The following is a 14,976-nucleotide window of genomic DNA, read 5'->3' as shown; positions in this document are numbered from 1 at the left end:
AACCATAAAGGAGCAGACAAATTTCAGACGACCTTTTTCATTGTCAGACAAAACGCCCCCGTTCGACACACTGCTATTGTAAATTATCTACTTTCTTCCAGTCGCCAGAGTATGTTGTATTACACTCTCCCCCTTTTCAGACGACCCTCATCCCCTTAAACTAAACCTCTATATTCAAAGCCCACTCAACGGAGAAATCATGAATAAAAATATCAAAGCTGGCATCGTCGGCGCAACAGGCTATACCGGCGTAGAATTGCTCCGCCTCCTCAGCACACACCCTAATGTAGAAGTAACCGCCATTACCAGCAGAAGCGAAGCAGGTATTGCCATTGCCGATTATTTTCCCAGTTTGCGCGGCATTTACGACTTAACTTTCCAAACGCCGGACCAAGCCCGACTGGAGCAATGTGACGTCGTGTTCTTTGCCACGCCCAACGGCGTCGCCATGAAAGAAGCACCCACCCTTCTAAGCCAAAACGTCCGTATCGTCGATCTATCCGCCGACTTCCGCATCCAAGACATCCCGACATGGGAACAATGGTACGGTATGCGCCACGCCAGTCCCGATATTATCCCGCAAGCCGTATACGGATTAAGCGAAATGAACCGCGACGCCATTGCCAACGCACGCATCGTTGCCAACCCCGGCTGCTATCCCACCTGCGTTTCACTGCCCTTATTGCCTTTGTTGCAACAAGGTCGTCTGAAAGCACACATGCCATTGATTGCCGACTGCAAATCCGGCGTCTCCGGCGCAGGGCGCAAAGGCAACATCGGTTCACTCTTCTGCGAAGCGGGCGACAATTTCAAAGCATACGGTATCGGCGGACACCGCCACCTTCCCGAAATCAAACAAACCATCCAAACATTGCAGGCAGACATCGTCGATGGTTTTGTCTTCACTCCGCATCTCACGCCCATGATACGCGGTATGCACGCAACCCTTTACCTGCATCTTGAGGACGGTTGCCATCCTGAAGAGATACTTCGCGAATACTATCGGGACAGCCCCTTTGTCGATATCCTTCCTGCCGGTTCCACACCCGAAACGCGCAGCGTCCGCGGAGCCAATTTGTGCCGCATCAGCATCCAGCAAGCGCCGCAATCGAATCTTTGGATTGCCTTGTCCGTCATCGATAATTTAGTGAAAGGCGCAGCAGGACAAGCCATTCAAAACATGAACATCATGTTCGGTTTTGACGAACAGCTCGGTCTGCAAAACGCCCCGCTACTTCCCTGATGTATACGGTCATTCCGAACAAAAGGGATTTTCATCCATCTAAAGGGGTCGTCTGAAAACCACTCACACCGTTTTCAGACGACCCCTCATCAACAACCGCAATAGCAAATGCCTATCCAAATCACAAATCTAAAGAATTTCTAGTCGGTGAACTTTAACCACACGGTGCATGCCTACCCTGCCCGTCCATTATATAGTGGATTAAATTTAAATCAGGACAAGGCGACGAAGCCGCAGACAGTACAGATAGTACGGAACCGATTCACTCGGTGCTTCAGCACCTTAGAGAATCGTTCTCTTTGAGCTAAGGCGAGGCAACGCCGTACCGGTTTAAAGTTAAGCCACTATACAAACTCAAAAATTCCCCGCCTCCAGATTTAGAGCTTCATAACAGCAACCTCACAGCCACTTACTCATACACAATGCCGGCAACCAATTCTTCTTCATTCAAATTACCGTACTGCTGCTCCCAATCATGCGAAGCCTCAACCGTATCACACTCGCGCGCAAATACTTGCTGCTGCCCGTTCATATTTTCCAAAACCAAATTATTCAACTGTTCGCACTCTTGTGCCGAAACACTGATATCAGATTGATGCGCTTGCGAATAGCTGAAAGGAAACGCCAAAAAACCCAATACAAAAGCAGTCAGAACCAACCAAGCATTTTTACGATAACGAGTCATTTTCACAGCCTCCAACAAAATCTAAAACACACTCAAATAAAACATAATTCAGTCTAAAAAATCAGATTAATCAGAACAAAGCATCAAAACCAAGACACAAAGTTAAAATAAAGGTATTTCTAAACCGAAATTATTCGATTAATCTAACAATAAGCACATAATACTCAGAAAAAACAAAAACAGCAATACTTTTTCTTAGCTTGACTAATATTTTTCTTACAATTTAATAAAAACTAAGGTAAAATACACATTAATCATTCAAAGTGTATTAAAAATCACACTAAACCAAAGGAACAACATGGATACCTTTAAAGACAGACTGGCTTTTCTATGGAAAGATGAAGCACGACAAGCCAAAATCGCGGCTGATATCGATATGACTATTGCCGGCTTCAGCCGTATCTGGAACGAGGGCGGATTACCCAAATCCGAAACCCTGAAAAAAATTAAACAACTCAAAGGATGCAGCATAGACTGGCTTCTGACGGGTGAAGGAGAGCCGTTTTCCAACGCCGAGCTGCCCAAAGCCACCACTTACGACACTTTGGGCAATCCGGTAGATATTGACGAATTTATCTTCGTGCCTCGCTACGACATCCATGCCGCCGCAGGACACGGACAACTTGTCGGCGATGAAAAACCCATGTTTACCATGGCATTCCGCCGTTACTGGATCGAAAACTACGTTACCCGCGACACCAAAAACCTGTCGGTCATTTCCGTCAAAGGCGATTCTATGGAAGGCGTTTTAAACGACGGGGACACCATCCTGATCAACCGCAGCGAGACTACCCCACGCGATGGGTTATATGTTCTGCGTATCAATGAAAATCTTTTGGTGAAACGGCTTCAAGTCATACCCGGCGGCATCGTCAATGTCATCTCTGCCAACGAAGCCTATCCGGCTTTTGAAATCGACCTAAATAAAATGACCGAAGATGTCGCTATCATCGGCCGCGTAGAATGGTTTGGACGGATTATTTGATCGGTACTGTGTTCAGACGACCTGAATTCATGTTTTCCTATTTCTTAGTAGAGCAGTCGGTGTAAAGACCGTCCTGCCGACTATTGAAATTTTTCGAGATTGCAGCCATGTAAGCGGTCAACAGATATTGCCGCCCAGCCGCAACACCCTCTTCTTGCTTCAAGAATCCGTTTGCGCGACAATACTGGCAATATATTCATATAAAAGGAATCACATCATGTCAGACGAAAGCCCTATCATTTTTACAGAGAGCTGCTGCACCAAAGTAGCTGATTTAATTGCCGAAGAAAACAACCCCGACTTAAAACTGCGCGTATTCGTCAACGGTGGCGGCTGCTCAGGTTTTCAATACGGATTTACTTTTGACGAAATCAAAAACGATGACGATTTTGAAATCCAAAAAAACGGGCTGACCTTCTTGGTCGACCCGATGAGCTATCAATATTTGGTCGGTGCTGAAATTGACTACACCGAAAGCCTGCAGGGTTCTCAATTCGTTATCCGCAATCCGAATGCGGAGACTACTTGCGGTTGCGGTTCTTCATTCTCCGTATAATACGATGTTTCTAAAAAAGGCCGTCTGTTCATTCAGGCGGCCTTTTAGATTGTGATACTTTTAAAGCAAAAGCATCTATCTTATAATTCATAGTTCCCTTTGGTAATATTCATTAATATACTATAATTGGTCAAAATCGGTCATTTATACTATTTCAGCCGAATAAAATACCCTTTATCCTTCGGTTAAGACAAATAGACGAATAATAATCTATACTTTATAACAAAACCGACACTAAATACCTGCCTTCAGATGACAAAGCAGGATTTTATATCTCATGGGATCACAATGAAGAAACAAGATAAACTTTACGACGTTTATGTTTCTTATCCGCCCGATGTCGACCGCGAGCGAATCAACGCCTGTTTGTACGATAATCTGCCGGGAAAAGAAGCCGAAGATTTGGTTCAAGCGCTTGCCGAACGTCCGCAAGCCATTATCGCTGAAAACTGTACCCAAGACGAACGTGAAAACGCCCAACAATATTTCAATTATTTAGGTTTGGATGTCATCGTCCGCCAATCGATGGAATTGGAGCTGGATCTCAGTGGTGAAGAGCAGGAAGAAGCAGCTCCTGAAATCCGCCAATGTCCCGTATGTTTGACCCTAATTGAGGATCACGAGGCGACGGAATGTCATGTCTGCCACTTCCACCTTGCCAGCGCGACTGAGCAAATCATTCAACGCAAACGCATCGAATGGCAGGAACGGGTGGCGTTTGAGCATAAAAAACAAGCTGAAATCGCCCATAAGCTGCAAATTGAAAAAGAGCGCGAAGAAAAACTCCTGCGCAAACAAATCCGTTCTGAACTGGAAAGCAAACTTCGCCACGAGTTGGGCGAAGCCCCTCAATTGGCTGCCTTGCAATCTAAAAAGAATACCTACATCCTGATCAGCGTATTGGGCATTCTTGCCATGTTCGGCTTGGTTGCTGCCGGATACCTTGCCGCCAAGTTCCTGTAAAACGGAATTGTCGCGACAGAGTCGGTTGCTTTCAATCAGAACAAGGCGGCGAGACCGCAGACGGCGCAAATCGTACGAAACCGATTTTCTAAGCTGCTTCGGCACTTTAGAAAACGGTTCTGTGCGAGCCGAGGTGAAACAACGCCGCGCCTATTCAAGTTTGGCTCGCTATCAATCTGCCATAGCAACCCCAATAGGATGGATACAACAAAAGGTCGTCTGAAATTTTTCAGACGACCTTTTCGCATCCGTACCTCAAACGTGATGGACAACCAGTTTCTTGCCCTGATAGTCCAACACGTCCACATCCATATCAAACAAATCTTTAATATTTTCAGCGGTAAAAATGTCGTTCGGCGTACCGGTCATGGCGACTTGTCCGTTTTTCATGGCGATGACGTGGTCTGCGTAGGCGGCGGCTTGGTTGATGTCGTGCAGGACGACGACGGTGGTGCGCTTGTGTTCACGGGTCAGCCGTTGGAGCAGCTGCATGAGGGCGCGGGCGTGGTACATATCGAGGTTGTTGAGCGGTTCGTCCAAGAGGACGTAATCGGTGCTTTGGCAGAAGACCATGGCAATCATGGCGCGTTGGCGTTGTCCGCCGGAGAGTTCGGTCAGGTAGCGGTTGGCGAAGCTGTCCAGCTTGAACTCGGAAAGTGCGTTTTCGACGATGGTGAGGTCTTCGGGAGTCGGTCTGCCTTGGTGGTAGGGATAACGCCCGAACATGAGCAGGTCGCGAACTGTGATTCGGCTCATGACGCTGTTTTCTTGGGTCAGGATGGAGAGCGTTTTTGCCAGCTCGGCGGTAGGCGTGGTCGAAACATCTTTGCCGGCGTAGCTGATGCTGCCCTGCTCCAGCGGGCGGAGGCGCGCCATGAAAGAGAGGAGCGTGGATTTGCCGGCGCCGTTGGGGCCGATGAGCGCGGTGATGCCGCCTTCGGGGATGTCGAGGCTGACATTGTCGAGGATGGGGCTGCCGCCGATGTGGAAGCTGACGTTGCGGATGGTAATCATGATGGGTTTGATGTGTGGATTTGTTTTCAGACGACCTCAGAACACTAGAGGTCGTCTGAAAAGGATGGACTTCAGATTTCGCGAACGATGACGAATTGGGGATTGTCTGCCAAATCAATCAAGAAGGCTTTGACACGCGCCTGCCAGAGTTCGCCGAAGCGTTTGAGTTCTTCTGCGGTGGCGGTGCCGCTGACGGCTTTGGGCATGATGTCGCGCATTTCGGGGGCAAAGGGCTGCATGGCGGCGTTGAGGCTGACGGTGACGGTTTTGCCGTTGTCTTTGCGGCGCAGGGTCAGCGTGCCTTCGATATCGGCATCGAAACTCAACAGGTTGCGGCGGGCGAAGCGTCCTTGCGGGCCGACGCCGCCGAAGCCGGTTTCGGGAGCGGCGCCGGTTAAGAGTTGGACGACGGATGCGGTAACGCCGACCGTGCCTTCGTCGCGCGCACCCTGCATGGCGGCTTCAATTCCGCCACGCTGCGGCAGGTCGCTGCCGTAAAGTGCTTTCAGACCTTTAAGCGTCATGAGGTACGCGCCCGCGACGGTGGGACAGGAATGTCCGCACAGACGCACGGCATCGGCGTAGCGATACTGCATGATGCCCTCCTCTGCCGCGCCGAGAAATTCGGCGAGCGCGTCTTGGACGATCAGCGTCGGGGCTTGCTCGAAAAATTCGGGAAAGTGTTCTTGAGTCATACGGTATCCTTTTACTTTAAAGAGGTCGTCTGAATCTGTTTTCAGACGACCTTTGTGCTTATTTCAACAGGGTGCGTTTATCGTTGATAAACATTTCGGCAATTTTACTTGAACCGAACGGGTTGAGGTGGTTGGTATCGAAATACACCGGCAGCCCGTCTATAAGTTTGTCCGCTGGGATGTACTGCATAAAGTCCACCCATTGTACGCTTCTGTGCTGCTTCACGATTTTTTCGACTTCGTCTTCCGACTTGGCGGAATCGCGGATTTCTGCCTTTTTATCCTCTGAAACATAATTAATGTCGATACCGAGATTTTGTCTCAGGTAATAACGCCGCAACGGCAGCTGTCCGTCCATAGGCGTATCCGCCAAAACGTACACTTGCTTGCCCGCCTTCACCAAATCCTCCAGCATTGTGTTGAACCGTTCTAAAAATTCCGGTTTGGCGGTATGGAGAAACCAGCGTTGCGAAATGATGATGACAGGATAGTCTTTGGTTTTTTGTTCGATAAACCTGTTATACGGATTGCAGCGGTCGGCGCGTCGGTCGCTGTCGGGCAGGACGAATCCGAACGCGGTGGCGCAGCTGTTGGATGTGATGACGTCTGCCGACCAGCCTTCTTTTTTGCCGACAATGTCGAGAAACGGGCTTAAATGGGCGGCATGTGAGTCGCCGATGACCAAAACTTCGGGCTTTTTGTTGACCGCACCGACGGCACAGTCGGTTTTGGTCAGCGTGTCCGCGCAGATTTTGCTTTCATCAGCCTTGTACAAAGTGGTTTCAAACGCGGCGGGTTTGGCGGTCATCAGGTAGGCTGTCGCGGGAATCAGCAGCGCGAAATAAGCCGCCATGCTCCATTTGAATTTCGCCGTCGTAAAATTCTTTACCTTCCGCGCCGGTGTTTCCACAAAATAATAAGACAACACCGACAACAGCAACATGATGATGACAGCCAGCGCCGATGCGGCGAGCGGAAGCTGCGCGTCCATATAAATGTAACGCATCATCGCCAACACCACCCAGTGCCACAAATACAGCGAATACGAAATCAACCCGATAAACACCACCGGCTTGAGGCTCAACAATTTGGACGTATTGAAACCTTCCTGCATCTGCAATGATTTGCCCGAGTAAATCAAACCGCCAACCGCCAGACAGCAAAGCAGCCGTTCGATGTTTCCCGCACCGGGCAGGACGCCGTAAGGCAGCACCAGCGTGGCGGCGATGACCGCCATCATCAGCCATCCGAACAGCGGCGTACTGGCTTTGTCGTTTTGTTCGGCGGACGGAATAAAGGCAAACAGCGAACCGACCAACAGCTCATAAGCGCGTACGTGCGGCAGGAAATACGCTTCCATGCCCAAGGTCGGCAACAGCGCGGAAAACAGGCTGATGACTATCAGCAAAAGGATAAACGTCCGCACATTGCGCCGTTTGCTGATACGGAAAAACAAAATCAGCAACGCGGGGAAGATAAAGTAAAACTGTTCTTCCAACGACAGCGACCAAATGTGCTGCAACGGCTTTTCCGTCGCATCCGCATCAAAATAACCGCCACGGCGCGCAAAAAACAGATTGGCGGCAAACAGCAAGGCATAGACGGCGGATTTGACGTATTGGCGCAAATCGAAAGATAAAAAGCATACGGCGGCAACGACCGTCGTGCAAAGCAATACGCAGGCGAAGACCGGCAAGATGCGTTTGGCGCGTCGTTTATAAAACTCGAGAAACGAAAAGCTGCCGTCGCTAATCTCGCGGCTGATAATGGTCGTAATCAAATAGCCCGACAACACGAAAAACATATCCACGCCCAAAAAACCACCCGGCAGCCATTGGGGATCGATATGAAATACGATGACGGATAAAACGGCCAATGCCCGTATCCCGTCCAAATCAGGACGGTATTTCAACACTTTACTCATAGTACGCACCTTGATAGTGATGCTTATTATGAGTAAGAACTCGATATTTAGTTTCATTCACGCCATCAAATCCAAGGGCACGCAAAACAAAATATACCGTTTGGAAATAGTGGTTTACGCCATTCGAATTCAGGCTGGAAAAGTTTTCAGACGACCTAGCGCTTGCGTTTCAACACCAAATACAAAAACACCAGCCCGCCGGCAAATTCAACCACCACGCTCAACACCGCCTTCATGCCGAGTAAGTGTTCGAACACGGTTTGCCCGCCGACCAACAAAATACCGCCAACGCACACCGTCATCGGCAGCCGCACGCTATGGCGCACGCTCGGGGCAAAATGGTTGGCAAGCGCGGCAGCCAGCAGGCCGAAGAAACTGACCGGCCCGACCACCGCCGTCGCCGTCGCCACCAGTGCGGCAATCCAAAGCAGCAGCCACAAGGTATTGCGCGTGTAGTTTATGCCCAAGTTAATCGTTTGGTCGCGCCCCAAAAGATGAACGTCCAGACGGTGCCGTTCGCGCCAAACCGCCACCACGCTAGCCAGCAGAATCAGCGCGCCTACGCCCAAAAGTTCGCTGTGGACCGTATTGAAGTTCGCAAACATATTCGCCTGCGCCGCCGTAAATTCCTCCGGATCAATCATGCGCGTCAGCAGCGAAGAGAGGCTGCGGAACAAAATTCCGAAAATCACGCCGATTAAAATCATGCGCGACAAATCGCGTCCGCCCTGTCGGATGAGTGTGTAAAACAAAAGCAGCGAGCCGCCCATCATCATCACCAGCTCAAAACCGAACTTGCCCGTCAGCGGCAGCGACGTATAGCCCACCCCGCCCAAGGCAAACAGCAAAAGTGTTTGCAAAAACACATACAGCGAATCAAAACCCAAAATCGAAGGCGTGAGAATCGGATTGTTCGTCAGCGTTTGGAAAAGCTGGGTCGAAACCCCGACCGCATACGCCACTAACAGCAAAGCCGCCAGTTTGGTCAGCCGCAGTTGCAACACAAAATCCCAATCGCCTTGTATGTTCAAAGTCAGGAACAAGGTGCAACACGCCAACAGCAAGATAAACGCCGCCCACAGCGGACGGGAAGAACCCTGCATAAACGCAACCTTGTTTGAGCGAAGCGCACTACGCTTGTTTTCAGACGACATGGGCAGGCTTCCTCAACAAAATCCACAAGAACAACACCGTACCCAACACACCGAACACGGTTGAGACCGGAATCTCAAACGGGAACACAATCACGCGCCCCAAAATATCGCACAAAAGCACCAGCGACGCGCCGAGCAAAGCCACCGCAGGCAGGCTTTGGCGCAGCTTGTCGCCCATCAGGCGGCTGATGATGTTCGGCACGACCAGCCCGATAAACGGAATATTGCCGACCGTTACCAACACCAGCGACGTAATCAGCGCGACAATCACCAAACCTACCCACAACACCGCCGTCCGGTTCAGACCCAGATTCACGCTCACCGTCTCGCCCAAGCCCAAAATCGTCAGCTGGTCGGCAATCAAATACGCCGCCAACGCCAAGCCGCCCGTCAGCCACAGCAATTCGTAACGCCCCAACAGCACGCCCGAAAAATCGCCCTGCTGCCACACGCTCAACATCTGCATCATCTCAAACTCATACGCGATAAACGTCGCCACCGCCTCGATAACGCCGCCGAAAATAATCCCCACCAACGGCACCATCAACTGCGCCGTTGGCGGCAAACGCCGTATCAGCATCATAAACACCAGCATCCCCGCCAACGCCGCCACAGCCGCCACCGACATTTTCATTGTCAGCCCGGCAGCGGGAAACACCAGCGTCATAACCAACACGCCCAACGCCGCGCTCTGACTTGCGCCCACCATAGACGGCTCGACAAAACGGTTGCGCATCAAAATCTGCATAATCATCCCCGCCACCGCCATCGACGCCCCCGTCAGCACAATCGCAAACGTGCGCGGCAGGCGGCTGACCAGCATCAGTTCCGTGCTGTCAGACAATGCCCAGCGAAACACATCCGCCCAGCGGAAATCGCCGACGCCCACCGACAGGCTGACGACAAACAGCACCACCAGCACAAAGCAGTTGATTAAATTTAAAGATAAAGGTTTGACGGACATAAGGGAAAAAATAATTCAGATAGAAAAACAAACGCCATAAAGACGATAAAAAGGTCGTCTGAAAACGAAGGTAATCGGCTTGGGCAAACGCAAACCGGTTTGATTTTAAAAACCGCGCTAACGATACCATTTACCATAAAAATAAACAATATTTATACGAATAATAACCATTATTATGCACCTCGTCTGAAAAGACTGCTTCATACAGAAACGCCCTATCTGCCTTTTCAGACGACCTTATATTATTTTGAAGCGGTTTAAACCCAACCGCAACAAACCCGTAGCGTGGGCTTCGCCCGCGAATCTTCCTCTGATGAAAAGGTTGTCTGAAACAATAAAGCAAACTCGCACATTCATTTTCAGACGACTATTTTTATGGTTTTCATCTTAATCCTGCTTTTGTAAATGCGATTACTTTTATAGTGAATCTACCTTTTCAGACGACCTCCCGCCCTATCAGCCAGCCGCCCATCCCGCACTACTGCCCCACCCGTCCGAAACGCGCTATACTCCCAAATTAACTATCCGCCCAACCCGCTTCAGGAGAACACCATGCCCGAACAAAACCGCATCCTCTGCCGCGAACTAAGCCTGCTCGCTTTCAATCGCCGCGTTTTGGCGCAGGCGCAGGATGAAAACGTGCCGCTTTTGGAACGTTTGCGGTTTTTGTGCATCGTCTCTTCCAATCTCGACGAATTTTTCGAGGTACGCATGGCATGGCTCAAACGTGCGCAAAAAATGAATCCGCACGAGCGTTTGGACAACGGCACCACGCCGTCTGAAACCATCGCTGCCGTCGCCGCCGAAGCACACGCGCTGATACAGGAGCAATACCGCCTGTTCAACGAAGTCTTGCAGCCCGAACTGGGCAAACAAGGCATCCACTTCTACCGCCGCCGCAACTGGACGCAAGGACAGCAAAAATGGATCGAGCAGTATTTCGACGCCGAACTGCTGCCCATACTCACCCCCATCGGACTCGACCCGTCGCACCCCTTCCCGCGTCCGCTGAACAAATCGCTCAACTTCGCCGTCGAATTGGAAGGTACGGACGCATTCGGCCGCCCCTCCGGCATGGCGATTGTGCAAGCCCCGCGCATCCTGCCGCGCGTCGTCCCCCTGCCTGCCGAATTGTGCGAAGGCAGCAGCGGCTTCGTCTTCCTTTCCTCCATCCTGCACGCCCACGTCGGCAAACTCTTCCCCGGCATGACGGTCAAAGGCTGCCACCAGTTCCGCCTCACCCGCGACAGCGACCTGACCGTCGATGAAGAAGACCTCAAAAACCTGCGCGCCGCCATTCAAAACGAATTGCACGACCGTGAATACGGCGACGGCGTGCGCCTCGAAGTCGCCGACACCTGCCCGCCCCACATCCACGACTTCCTGCTCGCCCAGTTCAAACTCACCCCCGCCGAGCTTTACCAAGTCAAAGGCCCGGTCAACCTCGTGCGCCTTAATGCCGTACCCGATTTGGTTGACCGTCCCGACCTCAAGTTTCCCGCACGCGGGGCAGGTCGTCTGAAAGCATTGCGCAAGAACGGATCGATTTTCAAACTGGCGAAACAATCGCCCATCCTGCTGCATCATCCGTATCAGTCCTTCGACCCCGTCGTCCACATGATACGCGAAGCCGCCGCCGACCCCGCCGTCCTCGCCGTCAAAATGACCATCTACCGCACCGGCAGCAATTCCGAACTCGTCCGCGCCCTGATGAAAGCCGCCCTTGCCGGCAAACAAGTAACCGTCGTCGTCGAACTCATGGCGCGTTTTGACGAAGCCAACAACGTCAACTGGGCGCAACAGCTTGAAAACGCAGGCGCACACGTCGTTTACGGCGTATTCGGCTACAAAATCCACGCCAAAATGGCACTCGTCATCCGCCGCGAAAACGGTGCGCTCAAACGCTACGCCCACCTCGGTACCGGCAACTACCATCAAGGCACATCGCGTATTTACACCGACTTCGGCATCATCACCGCCGACGACCAAATCACCGCCGACGTGAACACCCTCTTTATGGAAATCACAGGCTTGGGCAAACCGGGTCGTCTGAACAAGCTCTACCAAAGCCCGTTTACCCTGCACAAAATGGTCATCGACCGCATCGAGCGCGAAATCCAACACGCCAAAGCAGGCAAGCCCGCCCGTATCCGAGCCAAAATGAATTCATTGATCGAGCCGGGCGTCATCGACGCCCTCTACCGCGCCAGCAGCGCAGGCGTGCAAATCGACCTCATCGTGCGCGGCATGTGTACCCTGCGCCCCGGCGTGAAAGGCCTGTCTGAAAACATCCGCGTCCGCTCCATCATCGGCAGACAGCTCGAACACTCGCGCGTGTACTGCTTCCACAACAACGGCGCGGACGACACCTTCATCTCCAGCGCCGACTGGATGGGGCGCAACTTCTTCCGCCGCATCGAAGTCGCCACCCCGATTTTCACACCCGAACTCAAAGCCCGCGTCATCCACGAAGGCATCGAAATGGCGCTGCAAGACAACACCCGCGCCTGGCTGATGCAGCCCGACGGCAGCTACCTCCGCGCCCAACCTGAAAACGGCGAACCCGCCTTCAGCCTGCAAGAAAGCTTGTGGGAAATGTACGGGCGTTAACGCTTAAGCAACACAAAAGGTTGTCTGAAATTAGTTTTCAGACGACCTTTTGACTTAAGGCGACACAGGGCTTGCGATTGAATAGGGAATGAAACGAAAACACTCACTCCGGATCATCCGTAAACGCATTCGCCCGAAAGATTGGTACGAACGTCAACAGATAAAGCACGAACACGGCGGCGGTCAGAATCGCGGGGACGGTGATGAAGAATATCGGGTTCACGTTCATTAAAACAGCGCGCGAGACGGCGGCGGCGAAAAGGATGGGGACGGCGATGCGGCAGAGTTTGGGGTAGTCGAGTTTGATAAAACCGCTGTGCCACAGTCCGGCAGTCAGCCATACCATCATCACGCCGCCCATCATGCCGCCGAGGGTAATCAGGTGCAGGGGCGCGGAGGTAGGCAGGTTTTGCAGTTTCGCCGCGCCTGTCCACAGATAGCCTGCGGCGGCAAAAAGCTGGAGCAGGTAATAAGTGCGGACGTAGTGTTTGCGCAGGAGTTCGTGATGGTGCAGTTCGCGCAGCTTGGCGAGCAGGATGAAGCCGACGGCGAGCGCGGTAAAACCGGCGGTTTGCGCGGGCAGCCAAAGCTCGGCGGCGGCGTGCAGCAGCAGGAAGGTGATGGCGATGTTTTTATAGACGACGTTGGGGATGAATACGGGGTCTTTCAGACGACATTCTTTAAGGGCTTCCGCGCCCAGAAGGACGCTGACGCGGACGGATACAAACATGACCGCCGCCATGTTCAGATGCACTTGCGCGCGCAACAGGTTCAAATCACCGCTGACGGCATAGGCCGTCTGAAAAACGGTGAACGCGGCAAGTAACATTAGCAGGGCAAAGTTGTCGGTGTTGCGGTCGAGCCAAATCAGCCAGGCGCAGAACAGCAGCAACACCAGCCAATAGGCGGCGACGAAAAACGAAGAGGTTTGCGTCGCAAACGGCAACAGGACGGATGCGGCGAGCAACAATGCCGCCATCAAAGTAGCAACAGGTTTCAGACGACCTTTATAACCCGTCCATTCGAGCATGGCGGCAGTCAGAAAACCGCCGTATGCCGCAGGCAGCATGAGTTCTAAGAAGATTTGGCGGTGCAAGACGATGGCACCGGGGCTGATGAGAAACACCAACACGCCGAGTATGGCAAGTACCGCCGCGCCGACAAAAAACGGCCGCATGGGGTGGGTGAAAAATTTATTCATGACTTGGCTTGATTCTGCATGAAGATGCTTTCGGATATGGATTTATTGGGCGGACAGGGCCGTATCTTTTGCCAAAGAGGCAAGCCTGCGGCTTGCTTACCCTCTCCCTAGCCCTCTCCCACGGGGAGAGGGGATTAGGCTGTCGAGCCCGAGCATTTTCAGGTTTACCTGCCATCTGATTTTCAATCCTGTGCTCTCTGATTTTCAGCAACCTGTTCCCCTCGCCCCGTGGGAGAGGGTTAGGGAGAGGGTAACGAACCGCAAGGTTTGTCAGATACTCAAATGCCCGTATCATTCATATTATTGATATTATTGTTTGAATTGTATTATTTTCAATAATAATAAATAATCCTAAACCAATATAAATAACAGCCATTATCCAACGACTAAACTTCTCTACAATTTCACCAATACCTGAAATATTAGCCAATCTTTGTGCTGTATATACTAAAACAAAAATCAATATTAAAAATACAAGAAGAGTAACTAATAAGTCGACAAGATCTAAAGTCACAAAGTAAGGAACAAAAAGTCCAATATTATCTGCACCACAACTAGCAACTGTAACCAAAGCAACAATACCGACTAATTTTGACAACCCTTTTTCATCCAATTCTTTTTTAGCTCTTTTTTCGCCCTCACAATCGTCGTAAATAGCAACTTTAATACCTAAGTAAATCGGTATTAAACCTAATAAACCCAACACCCATTTTTCCGGAACATAATGCAAAACAAAAGCTAGAAATAAACTAACTAATATTAAAATTACAGAACCTAAATATTGTCCGATATAAATATCTCGATATTCTTTTCTAGTATTTGCTCTAGCAAAAAATATTAATAGTATTACCAACAAATCTACTGCTGTAGCAATATATAAAACAGCAGCAGTAATCACAGTCGAAAACATAAAGCACCTCATAATGAATCCCCTGCCCCCTTGGCACCACGGCTTTTTCAAAAACCGAATCGCGTTCGGATA

Annotated in this window: 13 protein-coding genes; 5 read left to right on the top strand and 8 right to left on the bottom strand. The window is 51.0% G+C overall.

Annotated elements, in window-relative coordinates; all coding sequences use genetic code 11:
* Window positions 1-199: 199 nt before the first annotated feature.
* Complete coding sequence (argC, locus tag DBZ16_RS10070) at window positions 200-1,243, top strand: N-acetyl-gamma-glutamyl-phosphate reductase (RefSeq protein ID WP_107813887.1); 1,044 nt, start codon at window positions 200-202, stop codon at window positions 1,241-1,243.
* Between the two features lie 409 nt (window positions 1,244-1,652).
* On the opposite strand, the gene DBZ16_RS10065 is transcribed toward argC, so the two are convergent.
* Window positions 1,653-1,928: a hypothetical protein gene (locus DBZ16_RS10065; protein WP_003758370.1), complete on the bottom strand. Its 276-nt coding sequence runs from the start codon at window positions 1,926-1,928 to the stop codon at window positions 1,653-1,655.
* A gap of 298 nt (window positions 1,929-2,226) precedes the next feature.
* Between DBZ16_RS10065 and DBZ16_RS10060 the strand changes: the two genes are divergently transcribed.
* The 3 genes from DBZ16_RS10060 (at window position 2,227) to DBZ16_RS10050 (ending at window position 4,432) form a co-directional block, all read left to right on the top strand.
* Window positions 2,227-2,913: a S24 family peptidase gene (locus DBZ16_RS10060; protein ID WP_107813886.1), complete on the top strand. Its 687-nt coding sequence runs from the start codon at window positions 2,227-2,229 to the stop codon at window positions 2,911-2,913.
* 217 nt (window positions 2,914-3,130) lie between these two features.
* A complete protein-coding gene (gene erpA / locus DBZ16_RS10055; protein ID WP_003758366.1) occupies window positions 3,131-3,469 on the top strand; it encodes an iron-sulfur cluster insertion protein ErpA in 339 nt (112 codons plus the stop codon).
* A gap of 288 nt (window positions 3,470-3,757) precedes the next feature.
* The gene (locus tag DBZ16_RS10050; RefSeq protein ID WP_107813885.1) at window positions 3,758-4,432 is read left to right on the top strand and encodes a hypothetical protein; all 675 of its coding nucleotides are present in this window, start codon (window positions 3,758-3,760) and stop codon (window positions 4,430-4,432) included.
* Between the two features lie 255 nt (window positions 4,433-4,687).
* Here DBZ16_RS10050 and DBZ16_RS10045 read toward each other — a convergent pair whose 3' ends face one another.
* The 5 genes from DBZ16_RS10045 to DBZ16_RS10025 all read right to left on the bottom strand — a co-directional run bounded on the left by DBZ16_RS10045 (window position 4,688) and on the right by DBZ16_RS10025 (window position 10,183).
* On the bottom strand, window positions 4,688-5,446 hold the full coding sequence (locus DBZ16_RS10045) for an iron ABC transporter ATP-binding protein (RefSeq protein WP_107813884.1): 759 nt from the start codon (window positions 5,444-5,446) through the stop codon (window positions 4,688-4,690).
* 71 nt (window positions 5,447-5,517) lie between these two features.
* Complete coding sequence (locus DBZ16_RS10040) at window positions 5,518-6,141, bottom strand: FmdE family protein (protein ID WP_107813883.1); 624 nt, start codon at window positions 6,139-6,141, stop codon at window positions 5,518-5,520.
* A 58-nt stretch (window positions 6,142-6,199) separates the two neighbouring features.
* Window positions 6,200-8,065, bottom strand: coding sequence for an acyltransferase family protein (locus DBZ16_RS10035; RefSeq protein WP_107813882.1), 1,866 nt, complete (start codon window positions 8,063-8,065; stop codon window positions 6,200-6,202).
* Window positions 8,066-8,220: 155 nt separating this feature from the next.
* Entirely contained in the window at window positions 8,221-9,219 is a 999-nt protein-coding gene (locus DBZ16_RS10030; protein ID WP_107813881.1) for an iron chelate uptake ABC transporter family permease subunit, read from the bottom strand.
* The gene (locus DBZ16_RS10025) at window positions 9,209-10,183 is read right to left on the bottom strand and encodes an ABC transporter permease (RefSeq protein ID WP_107813880.1); all 975 of its coding nucleotides are present in this window, start codon (window positions 10,181-10,183) and stop codon (window positions 9,209-9,211) included. The genes DBZ16_RS10030 and DBZ16_RS10025 overlap by 11 nt, the downstream gene beginning before the upstream one ends.
* A gap of 552 nt (window positions 10,184-10,735) precedes the next feature.
* On the opposite strand from DBZ16_RS10025, the gene ppk1 reads away from it, so the two are divergent.
* Window positions 10,736-12,793, top strand: a complete 2,058-nt coding sequence (ppk1, locus tag DBZ16_RS10020) for a polyphosphate kinase 1 (protein WP_107813879.1) — start codon at window positions 10,736-10,738, stop codon at window positions 12,791-12,793.
* A 103-nt stretch (window positions 12,794-12,896) separates the two neighbouring features.
* Here the strand turns inward: ppk1 and DBZ16_RS10015 are convergent, their stop codons facing one another.
* On the bottom strand, window positions 12,897-13,994 hold the full coding sequence (locus DBZ16_RS10015; protein WP_107813878.1) for an NnrS family protein: 1,098 nt from the start codon (window positions 13,992-13,994) through the stop codon (window positions 12,897-12,899).
* Window positions 13,995-14,289: 295 nt separating this feature from the next.
* Complete coding sequence (locus DBZ16_RS10010) at window positions 14,290-14,904, bottom strand: CadD family cadmium resistance transporter (protein WP_004519352.1); 615 nt, start codon at window positions 14,902-14,904, stop codon at window positions 14,290-14,292.
* Window positions 14,905-14,976 lie beyond the last annotated feature (72 nt).

It is taken from the genome of Neisseria sicca (assembly GCF_003044565.1).
Lineage (GTDB): Bacteria > Pseudomonadota > Gammaproteobacteria > Burkholderiales > Neisseriaceae > Neisseria > Neisseria sicca_A.
The sequence above is the reverse complement of the archived record's forward strand: the minus strand, read 5'-3'. Positions and strand labels throughout refer to the sequence as shown.